The 23566-nt window shown below is 59.6% G+C and carries 24 protein-coding genes (1 of these 24 running past the window's edge); 8 read left to right on the forward strand and 16 right to left on the reverse strand.

Translation table 11 applies throughout. From position 1 onward, the window contains the following. Window positions 1-629, reverse strand: partial view of a ribonuclease gene (locus tag I6L35_RS02165; RefSeq protein ID WP_158112849.1) — the 5' portion only. The gene continues 13 nt to the left of window position 1, outside the view; 629 of the gene's 642 nt are visible here — the first part of the coding sequence; it begins with the start codon at window positions 627-629; its stop codon lies off the left edge, out of view. 197 nt (window positions 630-826) lie between these two features. On the opposite strand from I6L35_RS02165, the gene I6L35_RS02170 reads away from it, so the two are divergent. Beyond that, a complete protein-coding gene (locus tag I6L35_RS02170) occupies window positions 827-1387 on the forward strand; it encodes a carbonate dehydratase (RefSeq protein WP_005335471.1) in 561 nt (186 codons plus the stop codon). An 80-nt stretch (window positions 1388-1467) separates the two neighbouring features. On the opposite strand, the gene I6L35_RS02175 is transcribed toward I6L35_RS02170, so the two are convergent. Next, the gene (locus tag I6L35_RS02175; protein ID WP_216979422.1) at window positions 1468-2376 is read right to left on the reverse strand and encodes an S-adenosyl-l-methionine hydroxide adenosyltransferase family protein; all 909 of its coding nucleotides are present in this window, start codon (window positions 2374-2376) and stop codon (window positions 1468-1470) included. Between the two features lie 198 nt (window positions 2377-2574). On the opposite strand from I6L35_RS02175, the gene I6L35_RS02180 reads away from it, so the two are divergent. Both I6L35_RS02180 and I6L35_RS02185 read left to right on the forward strand, forming a co-directional pair. After that, window positions 2575-3039 (forward strand): hypothetical protein, encoded by a 465-nt coding sequence (locus I6L35_RS02180; protein ID WP_042081467.1) that lies wholly within the window; start codon window positions 2575-2577, stop codon window positions 3037-3039. 217 nt (window positions 3040-3256) lie between these two features. Next, window positions 3257-4507, forward strand: a complete 1251-nt coding sequence (locus tag I6L35_RS02185; protein ID WP_216979423.1) for a DEAD/DEAH box helicase — start codon at window positions 3257-3259, stop codon at window positions 4505-4507. Between the two features lie 84 nt (window positions 4508-4591). Here the strand turns inward: I6L35_RS02185 and I6L35_RS02190 are convergent, their stop codons facing one another. Continuing rightward, entirely contained in the window at window positions 4592-5863 is a 1272-nt protein-coding gene (locus I6L35_RS02190) for a hypothetical protein (protein ID WP_216979424.1), read from the reverse strand. A 329-nt stretch (window positions 5864-6192) separates the two neighbouring features. Between I6L35_RS02190 and I6L35_RS02195 the strand changes: the two genes are divergently transcribed. Continuing rightward, on the forward strand, window positions 6193-7617 hold the full coding sequence (locus I6L35_RS02195) for a DASS family sodium-coupled anion symporter (protein WP_124241738.1): 1425 nt from the start codon (window positions 6193-6195) through the stop codon (window positions 7615-7617). A gap of 104 nt (window positions 7618-7721) precedes the next feature. Here I6L35_RS02195 and I6L35_RS02200 read toward each other — a convergent pair whose 3' ends face one another. Then, window positions 7722-8486 carry a CphA family subclass B2 metallo-beta-lactamase gene (locus I6L35_RS02200; RefSeq protein WP_216979425.1) on the reverse strand — a complete coding sequence of 255 codons (765 nt, stop codon included), beginning with the start codon at window positions 8484-8486 and terminating at the stop codon, window positions 7722-7724. Between the two features lie 842 nt (window positions 8487-9328). Here I6L35_RS02200 and I6L35_RS02205 point away from each other — a divergent pair. Further along, complete coding sequence (locus tag I6L35_RS02205) at window positions 9329-10192, forward strand: hypothetical protein (RefSeq protein WP_216979426.1); 864 nt, start codon at window positions 9329-9331, stop codon at window positions 10190-10192. Continuing rightward, window positions 10176-10598 carry a hypothetical protein gene (locus I6L35_RS02210; RefSeq protein WP_201915765.1) on the forward strand — a complete coding sequence of 141 codons (423 nt, stop codon included), beginning with the start codon at window positions 10176-10178 and terminating at the stop codon, window positions 10596-10598. Before I6L35_RS02205 ends, I6L35_RS02210 begins: the two co-directional genes overlap by 17 nt. An 89-nt stretch (window positions 10599-10687) precedes the next feature. Here the strand turns inward: I6L35_RS02210 and I6L35_RS02215 are convergent, their stop codons facing one another. Next, entirely contained in the window at window positions 10688-12391 is a 1704-nt protein-coding gene (locus tag I6L35_RS02215; protein ID WP_216979427.1) for an amidase, read from the reverse strand. 137 nt (window positions 12392-12528) lie between these two features. Beyond that, window positions 12529-13626, reverse strand: coding sequence for an agmatine deiminase (gene aguA / locus I6L35_RS02220; protein ID WP_216979428.1), 1098 nt, complete (start codon window positions 13624-13626; stop codon window positions 12529-12531). Between the two features lie 155 nt (window positions 13627-13781). On the opposite strand from aguA, the gene I6L35_RS02225 reads away from it, so the two are divergent. Continuing rightward, window positions 13782-14735, forward strand: a complete 954-nt coding sequence (locus I6L35_RS02225) for a LysR family transcriptional regulator (RefSeq protein WP_058059628.1) — start codon at window positions 13782-13784, stop codon at window positions 14733-14735. A 69-nt stretch (window positions 14736-14804) separates the two neighbouring features. Here the strand turns inward: I6L35_RS02225 and I6L35_RS02230 are convergent, their stop codons facing one another. Further along, the gene (locus I6L35_RS02230; RefSeq protein ID WP_005335495.1) at window positions 14805-15371 is read right to left on the reverse strand and encodes a TetR/AcrR family transcriptional regulator; all 567 of its coding nucleotides are present in this window, start codon (window positions 15369-15371) and stop codon (window positions 14805-14807) included. A 199-nt stretch (window positions 15372-15570) separates the two neighbouring features. On the opposite strand from I6L35_RS02230, the gene I6L35_RS02235 reads away from it, so the two are divergent. After that, window positions 15571-16608, forward strand: coding sequence for an alkene reductase (locus I6L35_RS02235; RefSeq protein ID WP_216979429.1), 1038 nt, complete (start codon window positions 15571-15573; stop codon window positions 16606-16608). A 121-nt stretch (window positions 16609-16729) separates the two neighbouring features. On the opposite strand, the gene rpoS is transcribed toward I6L35_RS02235, so the two are convergent. The 9 genes from rpoS to ftsB form a co-directional block, all read right to left on the reverse strand. Further along, a complete protein-coding gene (gene rpoS / locus I6L35_RS02240; protein WP_216979430.1) occupies window positions 16730-17713 on the reverse strand; it encodes an RNA polymerase sigma factor RpoS in 984 nt (327 codons plus the stop codon). Between the two features lie 45 nt (window positions 17714-17758). Then, complete coding sequence (locus tag I6L35_RS02245; RefSeq protein WP_216979431.1) at window positions 17759-18826, reverse strand: LysM peptidoglycan-binding domain-containing protein; 1068 nt, start codon at window positions 18824-18826, stop codon at window positions 17759-17761. Window positions 18827-18835: 9 nt separating this feature from the next. Continuing rightward, window positions 18836-19417 carry a YqaA family protein gene (locus I6L35_RS02250; protein ID WP_216979432.1) on the reverse strand — a complete coding sequence of 194 codons (582 nt, stop codon included), beginning with the start codon at window positions 19415-19417 and terminating at the stop codon, window positions 18836-18838. Continuing rightward, window positions 19414-20031 carry a protein-L-isoaspartate(D-aspartate) O-methyltransferase gene (locus I6L35_RS02255; protein WP_005335507.1) on the reverse strand — a complete coding sequence of 206 codons (618 nt, stop codon included), beginning with the start codon at window positions 20029-20031 and terminating at the stop codon, window positions 19414-19416. Before I6L35_RS02255 ends, I6L35_RS02250 begins: the two co-directional genes overlap by 4 nt. Before the next feature lie 7 nt (window positions 20032-20038). Next, window positions 20039-20785 carry a 5'/3'-nucleotidase SurE gene (surE, locus tag I6L35_RS02260; RefSeq protein ID WP_216979433.1) on the reverse strand — a complete coding sequence of 249 codons (747 nt, stop codon included), beginning with the start codon at window positions 20783-20785 and terminating at the stop codon, window positions 20039-20041. Continuing rightward, the gene (gene truD / locus I6L35_RS02265) at window positions 20766-21824 is read right to left on the reverse strand and encodes a tRNA pseudouridine(13) synthase TruD (RefSeq protein ID WP_216979434.1); all 1059 of its coding nucleotides are present in this window, start codon (window positions 21822-21824) and stop codon (window positions 20766-20768) included. Before truD ends, surE begins: the two co-directional genes overlap by 20 nt. Then, window positions 21824-22300, reverse strand: coding sequence for a 2-C-methyl-D-erythritol 2,4-cyclodiphosphate synthase (ispF, locus tag I6L35_RS02270; RefSeq protein ID WP_216979435.1), 477 nt, complete (start codon window positions 22298-22300; stop codon window positions 21824-21826). The genes truD and ispF overlap by 1 nt, the downstream gene beginning before the upstream one ends. 223 nt (window positions 22301-22523) lie before the next feature. Next, window positions 22524-23216, reverse strand: coding sequence for a 2-C-methyl-D-erythritol 4-phosphate cytidylyltransferase (gene ispD / locus I6L35_RS02275; protein WP_216979436.1), 693 nt, complete (start codon window positions 23214-23216; stop codon window positions 22524-22526). Next, window positions 23209-23526, reverse strand: a complete 318-nt coding sequence (gene ftsB / locus I6L35_RS02280; protein WP_005335520.1) for a cell division protein FtsB — start codon at window positions 23524-23526, stop codon at window positions 23209-23211. Before ftsB ends, ispD begins: the two co-directional genes overlap by 8 nt. Window positions 23527-23566: the final 40 nt, after the last annotated feature.

Genomic DNA, 23566 nt, shown 5'->3' on the forward strand with positions numbered 1-23566 from the left:
CGCAGCAGGAAGTCCGGCTGACCACAGGAGCGACGCTCACGCTTTTGCATTTCGGCGGAGCAGGTGACCGCATCCGTCCCCTCTTTATTGACGCAGATGTAGATCTCCCGCAGGAAGCGGCCACCATCGGCGCAAGCCACCGTGATGTTGTCGGGCGCCAGCCACTGGTTGGCGCTCGCCAGATCGGCCTTGAGCTGGAAGGTGCTCTTGCGCAGCGGCGCTTCCGGGGATTGATAGGCCACCGGGATCTTCACCTTCTGGCGCAGATCGCTAGCCAGCTGATGGAAGGCCTGCTGGCTCAGACCGGAGCAGGTACCGTGCTTCTCCCACTCATGGCGATAGAGGAAACGGCTGGGGTAAAGGTCGGCAAACTCGCTCTCCATATCGGGATCGAGCCGTTCGCGGGTGCAACTGCTGGGATAACCGCGATCGTACTGAGGCCAGAGACCGTGCAGCACGAACCCCAGCTTGCGGGAACACTGGTCCCGATCCGCCGGTTTGACGGCGCAGTGCTCGGGCGACCAGGAGAGCGCCATGGCGTAATAATCAAACTCCCCCGCCTCCCCTTTGGCCTGTGCGGCCGAGGAGAGCAACAAACCACCCGCCAGCAGGGCAATCATCTTCTTCATCTATATATATCCATTTCAACCAACTAGGGAATGGCTGCAATGCTCCCATATTCCAGCGCGCGGAAACAGTGCTCCCGCCAAGGCTTGCGACAAGGGTCAGACCACTTCGGGGTTTCACCGGATAATAACGAGGCGTAAGCTGGCATCCTGGCGCCGGGTGCGCCACCGCATAATTTCAAGCAACCACAGGATGTAACATGATCCGCAAGAATCCCTCCGGCCATCTGCCTGTCATCGACGAATCCGCCTATATCGACAAGACCGCCATCATCTGCGGCAAGGTGATCATCAAAGAGAATGTCTTTGTCGGCCCCTATGCGGTGATCCGTGCCGACGAGGTGGATGAGAGTGGAGATATGGAACCCATCGTCATCGGCGCCAACTCCAATATCCAGGACGGGGTGGTGATCCACTCCAAATCCGGCGCCGCCGTCACCATCGGCGAGTACACCTCCATCGCCCACCGCAGCATAGTCCACGGGCCGTGCGAAGTGGGGAACCGGGTCTTTATCGGCTTCAACAGCGTGCTGTTCAACTGCCATATCGGTGACGGTGCCGTGGTGCGTCACAACTCGGTGATCGATGGCTGCGATCTGCCGCCGGAGTTCTACGTCCCCTCCACCACCCGTATCAACCAGCAGAGCGATCTGACCCATATCCCGCGGGTTTCGGTAGATGCCGCCGAGTTCTCCGAAGACGTGGCACACACCAATATCGATCTGGTCAAAGGGTACAAGGCGCTCTCCAACGAGTTCTGATCCCTTTCTTTATGACCAGAGAACAAAACGGGCGCCGAGGCGCCCGTTGCTGTTTCTATCTCTACTTATATATGTGCGGGTCAGGAGCACTTCTTCAGGCTGATATGCCAGTTGGCACCGGATTGCACCTGATGCTTGGCAGCGAAGCTGTCCATGTTCAGCGCCACCGACACCTGCAGCAGACTGTTGAGGTAGACCAGCGGCTGACCTTCCGGCACATCACCGAAGCTGCTGACGTAAGGGGCCTTGCCGTCATATTTGACCACATCCCCTTCACGGATCTTGATGCAGGCGTTATCCCCCTTGTTGATCCCCGCCTTGGTCAGCAAGGCATCGTCGATATTGGTCCAGACGTTGCCGTACTGCACATCGAGGATCGGGATGGTGCCCTTGAGGGTGCCATCTTTCTCTGCTACCGCAGGCTGATAGGGGATCTTCACTACCTCGGCGGGCAGCAGCGGGCCCACCTGCTCGTAGCTGATGGCGCCGGAGGCTAGCCGTGCGCCGGTATAGGCATACACATCGCGGCCGTGGAAGGTGTAGGACTTCTCGGAACCCTTGAGGCGGTTGAGTTTCTCGTCGATCTGGCGCACCGCCTCGATGCCGAAGTGCTCGGCCACCAGGGTCAGGGTGCCGTTGTCCGGAGTCACGATGTAGTGACCGCTCTTGGTCTTGAGCACCACAGACTTGCGCTCGGTGCCGACACCGGGATCCACCACGCTGACAAACACTGTGCCCTTGGGCCAATACTGCAGGGTCTGGTAGAGGCGGTAGGAGGCTTCCCAGATGTTGTAAGCCGGGATCTCGTGGGTCAGGTCATAGAGCGGCAGGGTGCGATCCACCCCGAAGGCGACCCCCTTCATGGCCGACACGGCGCCATCTTTGAGGCCGAAATCGGTCTGGATCACCAGCGCTTCGTTGGCGGCGGCGATGCCGCTTGCCAGCATGAGGGCGAGCGCGATGGCGCGGGGTGTGGTGCGAATATCCATATCTGAACTCCTGAATCATCTGAGGATAACGAAACGGCGATAGCCATTTAGACATCCAGACTGCCACCAATGGATTTTTTTGCAAGGGGTTTGCAACAAAGTGAGGGACGACTCGCAGAAATTGTGCTCGCAAAACGTCGGCGGCGGGGGTATCAAAGGCAGAATGGGAAAACGTTTACAATACAGGAGCTCAGCACCATGACACAACCCGTACCGGAGATGATGACCCTGCTGCTGGAGATTGGTGAACAGAGCAGTCAGCTCTGGCTGAGCCAGCCAGATGCGGCCCCGTCACACTACCCGCTGGCCTTTGGCACCCACGCCATCCAGCCCGGACCGTTTCGCAATGCGCCACCCACCCCGCTCGAACTGGAGCGGGCCATCATGGTGGTGGAAGATGAGCTGATGCGCATCGCCCCACAGATCCCGCCCGGCTTGCAGCTGACCCTGCGCAGCCAACCCTCACTGGCCGAAGCGCTGGGGGACAACCAGCTCGACCGGGATCTGGTGGAGCAAGCCTTTGGCCAGCTGGCCGCGATGGCGGAAGGGGATCCCCTCGCCGCCAGCTTGCTGCCACGCGACGAGCACTTTGCCGCCGTGCTGCTGATCGTCAGGGAGTGGCTGCACCATCTGGCCAGCGAGAGCGTGCTGATCGTGGAGTAGTGTCATGGCTGATGCCCCTTGCACTGCCGACTCGCGGTAAAACAGAAGCGCGGCGACGAGGTCCTGCGCCACCGCCATGCGCGGCATGCAAAACCGGGAGCTATGCGCCCTTGCTCATCATCGCCTTCTGCCGCGCCCCCAGCTTCTGTTACCATCGCGGCCACGATCACTCATTGCATCGTGGCCGCAGGCCGCGATAACCCCGACTGGTGCCCCTATGTCCACAGCCTCCTTTGCCGAACTGGCCCTCTCCCCCCGTCTGCAGCAGACCCTGACCGAGCTCGGCTATGCCGCCCCCACCCCCATTCAGGCTCGTGCCATCCCGGTCATTCTGGCAGGGCGGGATCTGATGGCGGGGGCCCAGACCGGCACCGGCAAAACCGCCGCCTTTGTGCTGCCGCTGCTGGAGCAGTTGCTGGCGCAGCCGCAAGCAGAATCCCCGCGCCCAATCCGTGCGCTGGTGCTGGTGCCGACCCGCGAGCTGGCGGTGCAGGTCGCCGAGAGCGTCGCGCGCTACGGCCAGGGGACAGGTCTCACCAGCACGCTGGTCTACGGCGGGGTGAGCATCGCGGCGCAGGTAGAGGCGCTTCAAGCCGGGGTGGATCTGCTGATCGCCACCCCGGGCCGTTTGCTCGATCATCTGCGTCAGGGGGCCTTGAGCCTGGATAGCCTGCGCCATCTGGTGTTTGACGAGGCCGATCGCATGCTCGACATGGGCTTTATGGACGAGATCAAGGCGCTGCTCAAACAGATCCCGGTGGATCGCCAAACCCTGCTCTTCTCCGCCACCTGCGACGACAACCTGTTTGCCCTCTGCAAGGTGCTGCTGCGCGACCCCGAGTTGATTGAAGTTACACCGCGCAACACCACGGCGGCCGAGGTGGAGCAGCGGGTCTACACGGTGGACAGCGATCGCAAGCTGGCGCTGGTCGAACACATGCTGAAAGTGAAAAGGTGGGCACCGGCGCTTATCTTCAGCCGCACCCGTCAGGGGGCGGACAAACTGGCCCAGCAGCTTGGCAAGACGGGCATCAATGCGCTGGCCTTCCACGGCGATCTGTCGCAAAGTGCGCGGGAGAAGGTGCTGCTGGAGTTTCGCACCGGCACCTTGCAGGCGCTGGTCGCCACCGACGTGGCGGCCCGCGGCCTCGATATCACGGATCTCAACTATGTGATTAACCTCGAGTTCCCGTTTGTGGCCGAGGATTACGTCCACCGTATCGGTCGCACAGGCCGTGCCGGCAACAAGGGGCTCGCCATCACCCTGTTCAGTCCGGAAGATGCCCCCCTGTTGGAGAAGGTGGAAGCTGTGCTCGACACCCGTTTGCCCCAGCAGTGGTTTCCGGGCTTTGAGCCAGATCTCACCCGCTTCGAGCCCGAGCCGCGTCGCAACAGCAAGGCGGCTCAGAAGCAGCGCGCCAGAAAGCAGGCCCTCGCTGGCAACAAGGGTGGCAAGGGCAAGCGTTAAACCTCCCCTGCGCCGCCAATAAAAAAACGCCCGCACGGGCGTTTTTTGTTATCTGACAGGAGCCTGCTCTTGGCGAGTAGCACCCTAGCGGGTCGCCAGCACCAGTGGCAGGGATCGCAAGATCTGCCGCTCTGCCAGGGTCGAGAGGATGAACATCACCATATAGCCAAGCCCCAGCGCCACGATAATCGCCACCACGTTGGCAGTGAACTCGGCCACCAGATAGTAGGCGGCGACCAGCGCCACTATGCCCGCCAACCGGATCAGCAGACTCTGGGTAAAGTAACCGTGGGCCTTGATGTAGGCGAGCTGATAGCCGTTGAGCATCATAAAGATAAAGAAGATGGAGAAGTGGAACAGCACAGGCACCGCCCCCACGTAGTCGGCGGGGAAGAACAACAGCACCAGCGGCTTGCCCGCCAGCAGCATCAAGCCAAAGAAGATCAGGCTGACGATGGCGGAGAGACGGAAGATCCAGCTGCGGATCATCCTGATCTGGCGGTGATCGCCGTTGCGCAGATTAACCGCCAGCTCAGGCAGCACAAAGCGGTAGATGGGGAAGACGAACAAGGTGGTCATATAGGTGAAGATGGGGCGCACCACCACCTGAAAATCCCCCAGCTCGTCGAGGCTGAAGTGGCGGATGGTGAGCAGCACAGTGATGTAAATCATCAGGATGCTGGCCCCCGCCTCCAGGGAGGCGGTAAAGCTCTTCTTCACATAGCTCACCATTTCGGGGCCGAGCGCCACCTTGGCGAGCGGCCTGGTGGCGATGGCCCGGCGCCGCGAAACATACATATAACCGGCGATGGCGAGCGACGAGAAGGTCAGCCCGTAGAAGAGCGAGGCAAGCGCATCCATCCCGAGCCCGAAATAGCAGGCCATAAACAGCAGGCCGTTGGCCAGCGGCTCCAGCCAGGTGACCCGGTTGGAGAGCGCATACATCCGGTACATCGCGACCAGATTGGTGAAGTAGACCTTGAGCCCCAGCCCGAAGATAACCCCCACCAGTTGCAGATACTCCACCCGGATATGGAGCCCGTGCTTGATATAGGGGATCACCGCTCCCCAGGTGAGCAGCACAATACCGATGAGGAAGTAGCGAAAGATATTAATGATGTCCCGATCGTTTTTGGTCTGGGAGTAGCTCACCACCATGGATGAGCGAAAACCTGTCATCAGGATAAAGGAGAGGGATATCAAATCCACCACGCTGTTGAACAGCGCCAGCTCCCCCTTGGCGACCCACTGCGCCAGCCACACCTTGAAGGCGAAGCCGATAACGATGCTGACCAGCGAGGCCCACATCCCGGTGATAAAGGCCTGTTTGAGGCGGGCGAGAGAGGCGTATTGCATAACGAAAATTTATGGTTTTCCGGGGAATGACTAAACGCCATCTTATGAAAGCCCACCCGCCTTGAACAGCCTTAATCCCGCGCACTCACAACAACCAAGGGCAAAAGGCCCGCTCCCGGGCGTTTTGCTGTTCACCACTTTTGATGACCCGCCAGTTGCCCTGCACCACCCCATCTCCACAAGGCCAGAGCAGCCCAAATAACCAGCCGCAATTAATCGAATACTCATTTGGTGTAATTGATGGATTTGGCATCCACCATTACCCCTCTTATAGTAGGGCCGAAGCGGCCTCAATCGCTCCCTCCCCACTCATTCCGGACAGGAATCTTATGAAAAAACTCACTCTCGCCCAGCTCGCCGCACTCGTGACCGTGCTGCTGGCTATCGTCTGCTGGCAGCTGCCAGCCCCGGCCGGACTGGCACCGGCGGCCTACCACACCGCCATTCTGTTTATCGCCACCATTCTGGTCATCGTCACCAACATAGCGCCGACCGGCTATATCGCCATCCTCTCCCTCGGGCTCTACGCCGTGCTCCATGCCGGTGGCGAAGCGACCCCCAAGGCGGCCATCGAAGGGGCGCTGGTCGACTTCAACCACCCGCTGATCTGGCTTATCGTCATCGCCTTCATGATTGCCAGCGCCTTTGCCAAGACCGGCCTTGGCAAGCGGATCGCCCTGCTGCTGCTCAGCCGCTTTGGCCAGTCCACCCTGCGCTCCGCCTACTGTCTGGCGGTTGCCGACTTTATTCTGGCCCCCGCCACCCCGAGCAACACGGCCCGCGCCGCCATCGTCGCCCCCATTGCCGACTCGCTGGCCAAGACCATCAACAAGGATGACCGCAAGCTGGGGCAGTTCCTGCTCTCCAGCGTCAGCGCCATGAACGACGCCTCGGCGGTCGCCTTCAGCACCGGCTTTGCCGGCAATCTGGCGCTGGTCGGCATTGCCGCCAGCGTCGCCGGGCTGACGGTCGGCTTTCGCGAATGGGCGCTCTATCTGCTGCCGCCCGCCATCGGTCTGCTGCTGATCATGCCGCTGGTGCTCTATATGGTGATCCGCCCCGAGACCCGCGACACGCCGGATGCCCCCCGCTTCGCCCGCGAGGAGCTGGCCAAAATGGGCCCCCTCTCCCGCCATGAGAAAAGCCTGCTCGGGGTCTTTGTCGGTCTGGTGGTGCTCTGGGTCGGCGGCAGCAATCTGGGGCTGGATGCCACCACGGTCGCCTTTCTCGGTCTGGCCGCCCTGCTGCTGCTCGGGGTGCTGAACTGGAACGATGTGAAGGGCAACAGCGCCGCCTTCGATACCCTGATCTGGTTCAGCGTGCTGATGGGGATGGCCGACAACCTGAAACGGGTCGGCTTTACCGGCTGGCTGGGGGATGAACTCTCCGGCTTTATGCACAGCACCCTCGGCGGGCTCGGCACCATTCCCATGCTGCTGGTGGTGATGGGGCTCTACCTCTTTACCTCCTACGCTTTCGCCTCGGCCACCGCCAAGGTGGTGGCGCTGGCGCCGGTCATTGCCGGGGCCCTGCTGGCGGTCGGCGTACCTGCCGAGCTAGCCATCTTCAGCATCGCCGCCATCACCAACGTCGGCTGCAACCTCGCCACCTACTCCCACGCCCGCATCCCGCTGCTGATGGGGATGGGCTATCACACCAGCGCGGAGTGGATGCGCATCGGTCTGGTGATCGCCATCGTGGGCTTTGCCGTGGTGATGAGCATCGGCCTCACCTGGTGGCAGTGGCTGATCTGATAGCAAAAGGGCCCGTAACGGGCCCTTTTGCATAGAGGGTGTGCAGCGTTTCATACCGGCGCTGCGCTTGCCACAAGCTGCGGCATTGTTAAAAACAGCGCGGGTCAGCTCTGCGGAACCGCCTTGATCAGCTCTTCATAGTGATCAATCAGCTCAGGCCCGTGCAGCGGTGAGTCGTGACCGCCGATCACCGTCTTGATCGGCAGCTTCATCGCCTTGAGCCGCTCGATGGTCTGCGGATACTCCTTCACATTGGCAAAGCTCAGGTTGCCCAGCTTCTCCTTGAGGATGCAGTTGCCATAGAGCACCTGCTCATCGGGGAAGTAGACAAAGATGCCGTCCGGCGTATGGGCCGGGCCCGCGTAGAAGGCGCGCACCTTGCCCTCTTGCAGGGTGAAGTCGCCATCGTGCACCACGTTCGGCAGTACCAGCGGCAGATCCGGATACTCCGGCAGCCCCTTGCGGGTAAAGGCGACAATCTCGGCCCAGTCGCTCTTCATCAAATCCCGGGTCTGGCGGGTCGCCACCACCTTGGCCCCGATGGACTTCCAGTAGGCGTTACCGCCCGCCCGGTCGGTGTGGTAGTTGGTGTTGATCACCTCCAGCACCGGCTTGCTGCTGACCCGTTTAATGAGCTTGTGCAGCTCGCGGGCGGTATCCGGCGTCCAGGTCGCCCCCACCACAGTCACCCCCTTGGCCCCGAAATAGACCATGGAGTTCTCTTTGACGTAGTAGTTGTCCTCCACCACATAGACAGGGCCGCTCACCTGTTTGAGGGAGATCCCCGCCGCCCGCACGCTGCCCCCCCAGAAACTCGCCATCAGCACCACGGCTCCGGCCAACCCGCACTTCATCCAACCTTTCATCATCTTGCTCCCTCGAACCAACCACCCCCTCGCCACCCCTGTGGCAAGCCGGGCCTTTTAAGCAGTGGGCAGAAGATACGGGGGATTTGTGAGGGGAGAATGAGGTTGTGTGAAGAGAAGGTGAAGTCTGGGGGAAGTCAGGGGGAATTCAGAAAAAAACAGGGGGAATCGGCGACGAGCCACGACCAATATGGCGATCGACGGTACGGGAAGTGGAGAGAGGTAAAGGCTCAAAACGAAACGACAACACAGATAGCAGCCCCTCACCCTAGCCCTCTCCCGAGGGAGAGGGGATGGCCCGTGCCAATTCCAAGCCACTCATATTCACCCGCACCACAGAGCCAACGCACAATCAGCGGAGCATATTTGCCCCCTTCTCCCCTTGCGGGAGAAGGGCTGGGGATGAGGGGGGAGGTAACAATAAGCCACATCATGTAGTTTACCGCGAATAGCCTGATAGCAAGAGAAGCCGAAAACACTGAACACATGCGGCCTCTCGGCGACCTCCCTTTCGCGATCGTCCGAATACGCTTCGCTATTCGAACCTGCAACACAGATAGCGGCCCCTCACCCTAACCCTCTCCCGAGGGAGAGGGGATGGCCCGTGCCAATTCCAAGCCCGGTTGCCAGACCACATCAGAGGCGCATATTTGCCCCCTTCTCCCCTTGCGGGAGAAGGGCTGGGGATGAGGGGTGGTAAATGGCAATACGAAAGCTCAATACTCGAGATAATTTATTGATCTATGTCGAATTTGATCGGGAAGTAACTTCCCTAAAAAATATTTCTAGCTATGATGCTCATTTGATGACAAAAACATGTTGAAACTATTTTCCGGGAAAGCACTGTGAAAACAGAACTATCTATAAAGCTGGACTATTTAAAAGACAGGAGCAATCCTGCCGAAGTATTCGAAGCAATGGCATCATATATCAATGCCTATCAAGACCTTGGTCAGTTGCTTAGTAGTTCTATTGGACTAGATACAGATTTCAGTTTTCAATTAAATGACATAGAGAAAGGTTCAATTCTAAGCAAGCTATCTGTAATATCAGATAAAATAGATAACCTCCTTGAGGCTGCTTTCTATAACTCAGGGAATGAGTTATTTAAAGAACTTATCGATGAAGAGTCAACTGAGAGTGAAGAGCAAGTTGAACAATTAGCAGCCAAATTAGAGTCATCTCTAGCACAAAACATTCCGCCACAAATGATAGACCCCTACATAGATAGACAAAACCTATCTTTTGTTTTAAGCAAATTCTCAAATGCCAATCAAAAAATAAGAAACGGTGAGTCTGTAACATTTAAAAATGGAGAAAGTAATCGTTCCGAGTGCAAAATTAATACAAGTTGGCGCTTCTTAGGTAATCCTAGAGAAATGTTCCAAGGTGATACAAAGTCTCATGAAACCGATGATAGATTGTATGTCAAAATTTCTGTCAATGAAGGCAACTCAGTTTGGTCATTCCGTAGTACATTATTAAATCGTTCTTTCCCCGCTAGAATATTGCAAAAAGAATGGTTAGAACGATACCAAGCAGGACTAATCCCTGCCATTGGCCCCAAAGATATTATTAAAGCTAGAAATAAATATGATGTTTACACCCCAACCAAAGGACATGGCCATCCAGAAATAAGGAATGCAAAGATAATTACTATAGACAATATAGAAAGATACAGTGGACATCAATATGAAATTGACGCTTGATATTAAAGAGCGAAAAGCCACATACGCTGAATTAAAAACAGAATATCTGTATATTTTAATTCCTTTCATGCTGCTTGTTTCAGTAAAGCTATATCTATCCTCTTGGCAAGAAATAATCATATCCCCCGACTGGTCTTTAGCATCATGTCTCATCTTTGGTCAAATTACATCGAAAGTATCTAAAGCGATAGCTCGAACAAAATGTAATACCAGTGAGGAGCATTTTGGTTGGTATACGGCAAAGAGATTTCTTCTTGTATTAGTATCTGCTGCATCTTATTTTGGTATGTTATCTAAACCCACGTTCGAATTGGGTGTATTTCAGCTATTTATTTTTTTACTTGCAAGTTATTTTCATTTCAAAGATGGTTTTACAACAAAACTATTGCAGAAAAATTCAAAGTGATTTTTTCAAAAACAAACCCATCCGCATTACGGATGGGTTTGTTTTTCTTATTACCGGTAAACCCCAAGAAAATTAACTCACAACAGCACTCACCCCAACGGCGGCGTGCGCGGCGGCACCATACGCTTGCTGCCGGTGGACTCGAAGGCCGAGGCGAAGCGCAGCAGGTTGTTGTCGTCATAGGCGCGACCGGCGAAGGTCAGGCCTACCGGCATACCGATATCGGCCATCACGCCCATGGGGACGGTGACGGTCGGCACGCCGAGGTGGCGAATGGCGAGGTTGCCGTTGGCCACCCAGATGCCGTTGCTCCAGGCGATATCGGCGGAGGCCGGATTCACATCCGCATCAGCCGGGGCGACGTCGGCGACGGTCGGGAACAGCACGGCGTCGAGCTTGAGCCCGTCCATCCAGTCCTCCAGGTCGAGCTTGCGAGTCTTCTCCAGACCACGCAGGCCATCCGGCACTGTGGGGATCTCGTCCCAGGATTTCAGGCCGCGCTTGGCCATATTGACGTACTCGTCCATGCCCGCTGCCAGATCGCCCTCGCGGTTCGGCAGGGTGCCCGGATCGTGGGGGAAGATCTTCGGCCCATCTGCATCCTCAAGCTTGTTCAACTTGGGATCGCCGTTGGCGCGCAGGAAGTCGTCGAACGCCCAGCCGGAGAGCTCCCACAGTTCGTCGTTGAGAAACTCCGGGCTCACGATGCCGCGATTGAACACGGTCGGCGCGCCGGGTCGGTCCCCTTCGCAGTTGGAGACCAGCGGGAAGTCCACTTCGATGACTTCGGCGCCAGCGGCTTCCAGCGCCTTGCGCGCATCTTCCCAGAGGGCAATCACGGTCTCGCGGGTATGGATGCGCTGACCGGTCGGGCCGCCGATGCCGGGGTTTTCGCTGGTGCCGGCCAGTTCATCCTTGTTGATAAACATGCGCGGCACGCCGAGGCGCTTGCCCTTGAGGGCATCGGCCTTGGCAGCGAGCTCCAGATAGGAGGCCGGACGCACCTCGGACGCCTTGGGCAGCTGCACCCAGGGCTGCATGCGCCACAGATCGCCACGGGTATCGGCATCGTCAGCCACTACCACATCCAGCACTTCCAAGAGGTCGTTCATGGTGCGGGCATAGGGCACCACCACATCCATGGTCGGAGTCAGCGGCCAGTTGCCGCGCACCGAGATGACGCCACGGGACGGGGTGTAGGCGCACAGGCCGTTGTTGGAGGCAGGGCCACGGCCGCTCGACCAGGTCTCTTCCGCCAGACCAAAGGCGGAGAAGCTGGCGGCGGTGGCGGTACCGGCGCCGTTGGAGGAGCCGGAGGCAAACGGCGCGGTCAGGTACGCGGCATTGTAGGGGCTCTCGGCACGGCCATAGACGCCGCGCTGCATGCCGCCATTGGCCATCGGCGGCATATTGGTTTTGCCAAGGCAGATGGCACCGGCGGCACGCAGGCGCTCAACGGTAAAGGCATCGCGCTGGGCAACCAGATCCTTGAAGGCCGGGCTGCCGGAGGCGGCGGTCAGCCCCTTGACCAGATAGCTGTCTTTGGCGGTGTAGGGGATGCCGTCGAGCGGCCCCAGGGTCTCGCCACGGGCACGGCGGGCATCGGAAGCCTCGGCTTCTTTCAGCGCATCGGGATTGGCGACCACCACGGCATTGAGTTTGGTGGCAGTCTCGGGGCCGTTGTAGGCCTCGATACGGGCCAGATAGGCCTTGACCAGTTCGACCGCAGTAGTGCGGCCTGATTCGAGCGCGGCACGCAGCTCGGCAATGGAAACCTCGGTCACTTCGATCATTTAGGATCTCCTGTAAAAGGGTGACTGTTTGTCATGATGATCGCCGCATCAGCACCTGCGACCATCACACTATCAAGGGATAAAACCCCACTGCGTGGGGCTTTGAATACCAACCTCAGCTGGCTTGGAACAGGTTCTTACTTCCCTGAGGGGATCTGCTGAGTAATGCAGTGGATATTGCCACCACCCAGCAGGATCTCGCGGGCCGGTACGCCGACCACGGTGTGCTCCGGGAAGATCTCTTCCAGAATCCGCTGGGCTTCGCCATCGGTGGCGGCATCCAGCAGCGGATAGACGATGCGATCGTTGGTGATCAGGAAGTTCACGTAGGAACCGGCCAGACGGCCTTCTGCCTCGCGCGGCACACCGCTGCCGCTCTCGACACCGGCAGACTCCTCTTCGGTACAGAACAGCGGGCCCGGCTGGGGCAGCTTCCACACTTTCAGCTTGCGACCCTTGGCATCGACCGCCGCTTCCAGCACCTTGAGAGCGGCTACGGAGCGGGCGTACTGGGGATCGTTCTGATCGTCAGTCCAGTGCAGGGCCACTTCACCCGGACGCACGAAGCAGCACATGTTGTCGATGTGGCCGTCGGTTTCATCCATGTAGACGCCTTCGTCCAGCCAGATAAAGCTGGTGACGCCCAGATAGTCGCGCAGGTGAGCTTCGATCTGCTCTTTGGTCAGGTGCGGGTTGCGGTTTTCGTTGAGCAGGCACTCGGCGGTGGTCAGGCAGGTGCCTTCGCCATCGACATGGATGGAGCCCCCTTCCAGAATCAGCGGCGCGTCGTAGCGAGCCATGCCGTGCTGGGCCAGCATCTGGGCAGCGACCTCTTCATCCTGATTCCACGGGTAGTAGAGACCGCCCTTGTGACCGCCCCAGGCGTTGAAGCCCCAATCCACCCCACGGCACTCGCCGGCAGCGTTGGTCACAATGGTCGGGCCGGTATCGCGGGCCCAGCAGTCATCGCTGTTCATTTCAACCAGAGTGACATGGGCGGGCATGATGGCGCGGGCCTTCTCCATAAACTGGGCCGGAACCCCCATAAAGACAGGGGTGGCACCGCCGATAGCATCGGCCACCTTGGCGAAGGTCTCTTGCGCGAAACGACCGGCTACGCGCCAGTTGTCCGGGCGAAACGGCCAGATCATCCAGACGGCCTGCTGGTGCGCCCACTCGGCGGGCATGGTGAAGCCGTCGGCGGCCGGCGTGGAGTTAATGGTCTTGATGCTCATCGCAAGGCTCCTTGCATGGATTGAGGCCCCCGATTACGCCCGATGCGGCGCGGGAACCCGGAAAAATAAGAGTGGGTCGCAGATTAAGACGTTGCGCCCCCATCCATCAAATGAATAGGATGGATTGCCCCATAAACACGACGAATAATCCCCCCATGAAACTGCACCAACTCGACCTCAATCTGCTGCTCGCGTTTGACGCCCTGATGACGCAGGGCAGCGTCACCCGCGCCGCCGAGGCGCTCTTTATCAGCCAGCCCGCCATGAGCCACTCCCTTAACCGGCTGCGCACCTTTCTCGGCGACCCGCTGCTGGTACGCACCCCGCAGGGGATGCTGCCGACCCCGCGCGCCCAGCGGCTGCACCTCGGGGTACAGCAGGCACTGCGGCTGCTGGAGCAGCAGCTCACCGAGGAAGAAGAGTTCGAGCCGAGCCAGTCGAAGCGGCGCTTCGTGCTCTGCACCACAGATTACGTGGAGTGCGTGCTGATCCCGCCGCTTATTCAGCGGCTCAGACGGCTGGCGCCGGGGGTCACCATCGAGATCCGCATCCTGCGCGACACCCTGCCCGAAGCCGAGCTGGCAAGCGGCGAGATCGATCTGGTGCTGGGCTTTGACGAATACATGCAGGTACCGGGGTATCTGGGCAAGGAGACCTGGCTCACCGAGCCGCTGGCCGGGCTGGTGCGCGCCGATCTGCCCATTGCCAAATCGGCCCCCGCCGGGGCCGAGGATGACCCCTCCCAGTGGATGGAGCGCATCACCTTGCAGCAGCTTATCGCCATGCCCCATGTGTTCCACTCGCCCCTTGGCACCTCGGAGGCGAGCCTCGACCGCTATCTGAAGAGTCAGGGCTTTAGCCGCACCATCTCGGTCAACAGCCAGAGCTATATGTCCGCCGCCGCCATCGTCAGCCAGAGCGATCACCTCTTGGTGCTGCCCAGCATGGTGGCCGAGCTGCTCGCCACCCACTGGCCGCTGAAAAGCCTGCCGCTGCCCGAAGACGTGCCGGATTATCACCTCAACTGCGTCTGGCACCCCGTGCACGCGCAACAACCCGCACTGGTATGGCTGAAAGATTTGATGAAAGAGCTGGTGGGGCCGAGGTAATGCTGAGGTAAGCCTCCCAAAAACAACAGTGGCTCCCGAGGGAGCCACTGTTGTTTCTGCTGTATCGCGTTACGCCCGCAGGGCCCGCATCAGCTGGGCGACTACGTCGTCGAGCAGGGGGCGATCGGGACGGCACTGGGCGAAGGTGACCAACCCTTGCAGGTTGATCAGCAGCAGGGCGGTGAGGGTGTGGATATTGCTATCCGGGGCCAGCTCGCCCTTGGCCTGCGCCTGTGTCAGCAACTCGGCCAGATCCTGCTCCAGCTCGCCATAGATCCCCTTGACCCGCTGGGTCAGCTCCTCATCCTGCTCGCTCAGCTCCATCATGGTGCGGGTCACCAGACAGGAGCCGCAGAGCGCCTCCCCCACAATCCGGTCGAGATAGGCAGCAAGGCCCGCCAGCGGGCTCGGGTTGTCGAGCAATGAGCGGCGCAGGGTGCGTTTACCCTCGACATAGTGATCCACCGCCGCCAGCAGCAGGCCGCGCTTGTTGCCAAAGGCGCCGTAAATGCTGCCCGGGTGCAGGCCGGTGGCGGCCACCAGCTCCTGCATGGTGGTCTTGGCATATCCCTTGGCGCGAAACGCTTCCATGGCATTTCGCAGTACCTCGTCCCGATCAAACTCGGCTATGCGCATGGTTCCTCCCGTGGGAAATGGTTCACCGGCAAGAGGCAACAGGGCCCGCCGATAAAGAGTGGCTGGAAAGGGCGGCAAGTTTACCCCAGCCGCCCGCTCGGGCCAACCTTCTTGAACGCGCATTCAAAAAAAGCTTGCACCCGACGCAAAAAACGTCTTGAATGCACGTTCAAGAATAACCCGTTCAGGACAACCTATCATGAATACTCTGTTTCAGCCGTATCGACTCAATGACACTCTGACCCTGGCCAACCGTTTCATGATGGCCCCGCTCACCCGCTGCATGGCAGGCCCAGGTCTGGTGCCGACCGAGCAGATGGCAGCCTATTACGGCCGCCGCGCCGACATCGGCCTGATTGTTTCCGAGGCCGTCATCATCCGCCCCGACGCGCAGGGCTACCCCAATACCCCGGGTCTCTTCACTCAGGCGCAGATCGATGGCTGGAAGAGAGTGACCAGCGCCGTGCACGCCAAGGGCGGCAAGATCTTCGCCCAGCTGTGGCACGTCGGCCGCCTCTCCCACCCCTTCTTCCATCAGGCGGAAGTGCTGGCCCCCTCTGCCGTGGCGCACGAGGGCACTGTGCCCCGCATGCGCGAGCTGACCTATCAGGTGCCGCGTGCCCTGACCGAGGCCGAAATCACCCAGCTGGTGCAGGATTACGCCCAAGCCGCAGCCAACGCCATCGAGGCGGGCTTTGACGGGGTGGAGATCCACGGTGCCAACGGCTACCTGATCGACCAGTTCCTGCACCACTCCACCAACCTGCGCACCGACAACTACGGTGGCAGCCCGGAAAAGATGAGCCGCTTCGCGCTGGAAGTGGTCGATGCCATCAGCACCCGCATCGGCGGTGATCGGGTTGGTATTCGCCTCTCCCCGGGTGCCTATGTCCATCTGGCGGGCAGCCAAGAAGATCGCGCCGTGTTCGACTACCTGCTGGGCAAGCTCAACGATCGCCCGCTGGCCTATATCCACCTCGGCATCTTCGATGACAACCTCACCTTCGATTATCTGGGTGGCCGCGCCTCCGACTATCTGCGCGCCCACTACAAGGGCAATCTGGTCGGGGTGGGCAACTACGACGCCGAGCGCGCCGCAGCAGCCATCGAGGCCAACCGCTTCGATCTGGTGGCCATCGGTCGTCCGCTTATCGCCAACCCGGACTATCTCGCCAAAGTGAAAAATGGCGAAGCACTGGTGCCCTACGCCGACACCATGCTGGCTGAGCTGGTATAACCGCATCGGCATCGCCAGACGACAGGCAATAAAAAACGAGGGGAGCTGTTGCTCCCCTCGTGCTATTTGGCTGGCGTTATAACCCTGATTAGTTTGTTCCGCTAATCAGTTGGTTCTGGACTCAGTTTGTTCTAAACAGAGCCTCAATAGAGAGCCCCTGGCTCAGCAGGATCTCCCGCAGACGGCGCAGCCCCTCCACCTGGATCTGGCGTACCCGCTCGCGGGTCAGGCCAATCTCGGCCCCCACATCCTCGAGGGTGGCGGGCTCGTAACCCAGCAGACCGAAACGACGGGCCAGCACTTCCCGCTGCTTGGGATTGAGCTCCTCCAGCCAGTGCACGATGCTGCTACGCATATCATCTTCCTGTGACTCCAGCTCAGGCCCCATGCCGCGCTCGTCGGAGAGCACATCCAGCAGCGCCTTGTCGCGATCGCCGCCGATGGGGGTGTCCACCGAGGTGATCTTCTCGTTGAGCTTGAGCATGCGGTTCACATCATCCACCGAACGATCCAGCGCGAAGGCGATATCCTCGGCGGTCGGTTCATGATCGAGGCGGTGAGAGAGTTCGCGCGCAGTGCGCAGGTAAACGTTTAACTCTTTGACCACATGAATAGGCAGACGGATGGTACGGGTCTGGTTCATGATGGCCCGTTCGATGGTCTGGCGGATCCACCAGGTGGCATAGGTAGAGAAACGGAAGCCTCGCTCGGGGTCAAACTTCTCGACCGCACGGATAAGACCGAGGTTGCCCTCTTCGATAAGATCCAGCAGCACCAGGCCGCGGTTATTGTAACGACGGGCGATTTTCACCACCAGTCGCAGGTTGGACTCGATCATGCGCTTGCGGGCTGCTTTGTCACCTCGCAAGGCACGACGGGCGTAGTAGACTTCCTCTTCGGCAGTGAGCAGCGGGGAGAAACCTATCTCCCCCAGATAGAGTTGCGTGGCATCCATCACCTTGTTCAGCTCAGGTGCCAGCAACTCATCGGAGATACTCTCGTCCGCCTCGGCGGCTACCTCCTGCAACTCTTCTACCTCGTGAGATTCGGGTTCAGCGTCAAACTCTAACTCTGCATCCTGCATTACCAGTTGTTCTTGGCTCATGGTGTGTCTCCCTGACGTTACCAGAGTAAGACGGTCTCTCTGGGGTTAACGCTTTGGCAAATAGCTCATCGGATTGATCGACTTGCCTCTGTACCGGATCTCGAAATGCAATCGCACATCCGGCGCGTCCGTGCTACCCATGTTGGCAATGACCGATCCCCCCTTGACGCTGTCCCCTTCCTTCACCCGCAACTCGTCGTTGTGTGCGTAGGCGGAGAGATAGTCATCATCATGCTTGAGGATAATCAGCTTGCCATACCCCCTTAAAGCACTGCCAGCGTATACCACTTTACCGCTGCTGGCGGCGTAGACGGGTTGCCCCTTCTGGCCGGCTATGTCGATCCCCTTGTTACCCTGTTCTGCAACAGAGAACCCCTCGACAATCCGACCTTTTGCGGGCCAGTGCCAAGCAAGTCTCGACTGGGAGTTGTTTGTTTTTTGTTCTTTGACCTGAGCGTATTCCTTCGGTGCTGCCGGAGCAACGGATTTCTGAGAGATGAACGGCGTGGTCTGACCAGATCCGCTAGGCTCGGCCAACGGACGCGGACCGCTGCTCGGACGGCTCACGGCCACCGGCGTCACGGTTGTCGGACGAGTCACAGCCACCATCTGGGTTGTGTTGCCACCGGACTGTACATTGAGCACCTGACCCGGTTGCAGCGCATAAGGGGCGCTCAGGTTATTGCTCTGGGCCAGCGCCTGCGCACTCATGCCAAACTGGCGACCGATGCTGCTCAGGGTATCGCCGCGACGTACCTGATAGGTCCCCGTACTGCGGCTGCTGCCAACACTGGCACTGGAGCCATCGAGGCGCAGCCGCTGCCCCGGATAGATGTTGTAGGGCGGGCTGATATTGTTGAGGCTGGCCAGTGAGGGCACATCATTACCGGAGTTAAAAGCGATGGAGTAGAGAGTATCCCCCTTCTTCACCACATAGCTGCCGCCCTGAATAGGGGCGCTGACCTGGGCACCACTATGGCGAGCCGGAATGGTCGAGACGAACTGATCATCACCGACCCCATCCACCGGAGCTGCAGTTTTACTGGAGGAGCAGGCAAGCAGCAGCCAGGACAACACCACGACACTGCTTCCCTGCCAAATACGCGAACGCATAATGGATCCTTAACGACTAAACCAGAAATAGGCCACCACGGCCAGACCAATACAGAGCCAACCGAGCACATCTACATAGTGCATCAGTTTGCGTTCCATCTTCTCGCCCCCCCAACGCATCAGGCCAGCAACCAGGAAAAAGCGCATGCCACGACCGATGAGGGAGGTGATGATGAAAGGCAACAGAGCCATTTGCAACAACCCAGCCGTCACGGTAAACACCTTGTAGGGGATCGGGGTGAAGCTGGCAATGAAAATGACCCAGATCCCCCACTGCTCAAACCAGTGGCGGGCGATCTCGATCTTTCCCTGATAGCCAACAGACTCCACCAGTGGCAGCACCACCGGATCCCACAAGGCGTAGCCAAGGGCATAGCCAAACAGCGCACCCAGCACCGAGAATACGGTAGCCAGCGTAGCGTAGTGCCACGCCTTGTGCGGCTTGGCGAGCGCCATCGGCGCCAGCATCACATCCACCGGGATCGGCCAGAATACCGATTCGATAAAGGCGGTGATGGAGAGATACCAGGGAGCATGCTTGTGGCGGGCCCACTGCATCACCAGTACATACAAACGGGAAAACAACTTCACTCAACATCTCCGTCAATCAGGGGAACAAAACGTACCGGCTCCAGAATTCGGCTGGTCAGCTGGGAGCCGGATCGTTCAATCAGCTGCAGGGTCTGCTGACTGTCACCGACAGGCAACACCAGTCGCCCCCCTTCGGCCAGTTGATCGGTCAGTGCCGTCGGGATCTCGCTCGCCGCGGCCGTCACCAGAATGGCGTCATAAGGCCCCTTGTTGGGCCACCCCAACCAGCCGTTGCCGTGCTTGGCCGAGACATTGTGCAGATCGAGCTGGCGCAGCCGGCGCCGGGCCTGGAACTGCAGCGACTTGATCCGCTCAACGGTATACACATGCTCCACCAGATGGGCGAGGATCGCCGTCTGGTAACCCGAGCCAGTGCCAATCTCCAGCACATGGGCCGGATTGTTTTGCATCAGTAACTCGGTCATTCGCGCCACCATATAAGGCTGCGAAATGGTCTGGCCGTGGCCAATGGGCAGGGCGGTGTTGTCCCACGCCTTGTGTGCCATGGCCTCGTCCACGAATAGCTGACGTGGCACTTTCGCGATGGTCGCCAGCACGCGAAAATCGCGAATATCCTGTGCAATGAGCTGATTTAACAGGCGCTGTACTATCACACCACCCTCATCCCTGCAGATCTAACCAAGCCCCCAGACCGGCGAGACTGTCATAGGCAGTCATGTCGATGGTCAGAGGGGTAATCGAGACATAGCCCTGCTCGATGGCGGCAAAATCGGTACCTTCACCGGCATCCTGCTGGCTGCCGGGAGGGCCAATCCAGTAGATGGGCTGGCCACGGGGATCCTCGGTATGGATCACCGACTCCGCCCGGTGGCGATTGCCAAGGCGGGTGGTCTTGATCCCCTTGATCTGTTCGAGGGGCAAGTCCGGCACGTTGACGTTGAGGATCTGATCGGCAGGCAGGGGGTGTTTCATCAGCCCCTTCACCAGCAGGGCCGCATAGTGGGCCGCCGTGGCGAAGTGGGTCTTGCCCACCAGCGAGATGGCGATGGAGGGGTAACCAAGATGGCGCCCCTCGGTGGCCGCGGCGACCGTCCCCGAATAGATGACATCATCTCCCAGGTTGGCGCCGTGATTGATGCCGGCCACTACCATGTCCGGCTCCGGGCGTACCAGCTCGTTGACTGCCAGATGCACGCAGTCGGTCGGCGTGCCTTTCACCGCATAGTAACCGCTTTGGGCAATGTGTGTGACCCGCAGTGGTACTTCCAGCGTCAGGGAGTGACTCGCACCGCTACGGTTGCGATCCGGCGCCACCACAATGACCTCGCCACAGGCGCGCAGCGCCTCGCTGAGGGCTCTAATGCCCTCGGCATGCACACCATCATCATTACTGACCAGAATTCGCATCGGTCTGATTCCTGAAACCATGATCGGCCTCTTCGGCCTGCATTAACTCGCGCACCACGCTGGTGGCAAACGCGCCCGCCGGCAGGAAGAAGGAGAGGGTCAGCGCCTCGCCGTCCAGCTGCCAGCTCATCTGCTCCGGCTTGAGTAGCAGGGGGCGCCTGTCCTGCTCCAGCCCGGCTTTCTCCAGCCCGTCACACCAATCGCTGTAAGGAGCCAGCACGCCCTGTTCGAACTCGGCAGCGGCACCCTGACTGGCCAGACGGCCACGGCCCCACTGGGGCGCGGTGAGCTGCACATCGCCGGAGGCGAGACGCGCTTCCAGCTCGGGGGTCACGCTCTCTTCGCTGAAGATGGAGTGGCTACCCTTGAGCATCACGCAATCACCGGCCAGCAGCTGATGGGCCAGCCCCTGTTCGATACGGGCGCTGACGATGGCGTTGAACAGCATGCTGCGGGCGGCAGAGAGGTAGAGGGAGCGCTTGTTGCGATCCTTGATCCGCTTGCCGGCAAACATCGCCTTGGCCGCTTCCAGGTTGTTGCCATCGCGGCCAAAACGCTGCTCACCATAATAATTGGGCACGCCCTGAGTGGCGATGGCCTGCAGGCGCGCTTCCAGCCCGTCGGCCTGTTCCAGACCGGTGAGACGCAGGGTGAAATGGTTGCCCTTGAGGTAGCCGACCCGTAATTTGCGGTTGTGACGCCTGGCTTGCAGGATCTGGATGCTGTCGCTCTCGATGACCGACAAGTCCGGCTCGGCCTTGCCCGGCAGGTGAATGCCAAACCACTGCTCGGTCACCGCGTGGCGATCCTTCAGGCCCGCCCAGGTCACCGCATTGCGGTTGACCCCGGCCGCATCGGCCAGCAGACCCGCTACCCAGGCGGTGTTTTCGCCGGTTTTGCGCACCCGGACGAAAATATGCTCCCCTTCCCCGCAGGGCTCGAAGCCGAGATCCTCATTGACCACGAAATCGGCGGCCTCGGCCTTGAGGATACCGCGGGCAGTGGGCACCCCGTGCAGATAGGCAAGTTGTTCCAGCATTATTGTTTCACCAGTAGGACGACGGCTTCGGTGGCGATCCCTTCCTTGCGCCCCGTAAACCCAAGCTGTTCGGTGGTGGTCGCCTTGACGTTCACCCGGTTCAAATCACATTGCAGGTCGGCGGCCAGCACGGCGCACATGGCGTCGATATGGGGGGCCATTTTGGGCGCTTGGGCGATGATGGTCACATCCAGGTTGCCGATGGCATACCCCGCCTTCTGTACCCGGGCAAACACATCCCGCAGCAGGATGCGGCTGTCGATCCCCTTGAACTCGGCAGCGGTATCGGGGAAGTGGCGACCGATGTCACCGGCACCAATGGCGCCCAACAGGGCATCGCTCACTGCGTGCAGCACCACATCGCCGTCGGAGTGGGCAATCAGCCCCTGCTCGTAGGGAACCGGCACGCCACCCAGCATGCAGGGGCCAACCCCGCCAAACTTGTGTACATCAAAACCATGACCAATGCGCATCATAAGAGACGACCTCCCGACATGCTGAAACCAACCCCATCAATCTTGTGCACGTCAAAACCATGACCAATGCGCATCATCAGCGGCCACCTCCCAACATGCTGAAACCAACCCCATCAATTTTGTGTACGTCCACACCATGTCCAATCCGGATCATGCTAACTCCTTGTTCGGGCCTGTTTGTTAGAGACACTCTGCTCTGAACGGTCTGTTCTGACTGAGGGGCTTATGCCTGCTGGCTTAAAAACAGCCCCGCCAGCGACAAGTCTTCTGGCCGGGTCACTTTGATATTGTCGGCGCGCCCTTCCACCATGCGCACCGCAAATCCTGCCCGCTCCATGGCGGAGGCCTCGTCGGTGATGGTGGCACCCAGCAGCAGTCCCTCCTCCAGCGCCCGCTTCAAGGCACGGGTCGGGAACATCTGCGGCGTCAGGGCATGCCAGAGCTGCTCGCGCTCGACGGTGGCGATGATATTGCCCTCCCCATCGGAGCGCTTCATGGTATCGCGCACCCGACTGCCGAGAATGGCGCCGCCACAGCCCATGGCCACGGCAATCAGCGCATCGAGATCGCCGTGAGTCAGACAGGGGCGGGCCGCATCGTGCACCAGCACCCACTCCCCTTGCGCCACATGGAGGCCATTGAGGACGGAAAAGGCGCGCTCGGCGCCTCCCTCTACCCGCACAATTCGCGGGTCGGCCGCCACGGGCAGGGCCTCGAACCAGCGGTCATGGGGTGCCAGCGCCACGATCACCTGGGCGATAGCCGGGTGGGAGAGCAGCCGCTCCAGGGTATGTTCGAGAATGGTTTTACCCGCCAGTTGCAGGTACTGCTTGGGGCAATCGGCCCCCATCCGGCTGCCGATACCGGCGGCAGGGACGATCGCCGTCAGGCCGGATACCCGGCTGGCATCAGTCATCGTAGGGCTCATCGTCCGGCGCTGTCTCTTTGTCTTTCTCTTTGGGGATGATCCGGTAGAAGGTCTCCCCCTGCTTGATGTAACCCAGATCGTTGCGCGACAACTCCTCGATGGCCTCGAGGCCAGAGGTGAGATCATCTATCTCGCGGTAAATGAGGTCGTTACGATCCTTGAGAGTCTGGTTGTCCCGCTGTTGCTGCGAGATGGCCTCCGACAGGTTCTGATAATCGGATAGCCCGTTCTTCCCCAGCCAGAGGTCATATTGCAGTCCCCCCAGCAGGAGGATCAGGATCAGGGTGAATAGCCGCATGCACTAGGTCTCCTTCAGGCGGCCTAGTGTCCCATATTCG

This window comes from Aeromonas sp. FDAARGOS 1405, assembly GCF_019048265.1.
GTDB classification, from domain to species: Bacteria; Pseudomonadota; Gammaproteobacteria; order Enterobacterales; family Aeromonadaceae; genus Aeromonas; species Aeromonas veronii_A.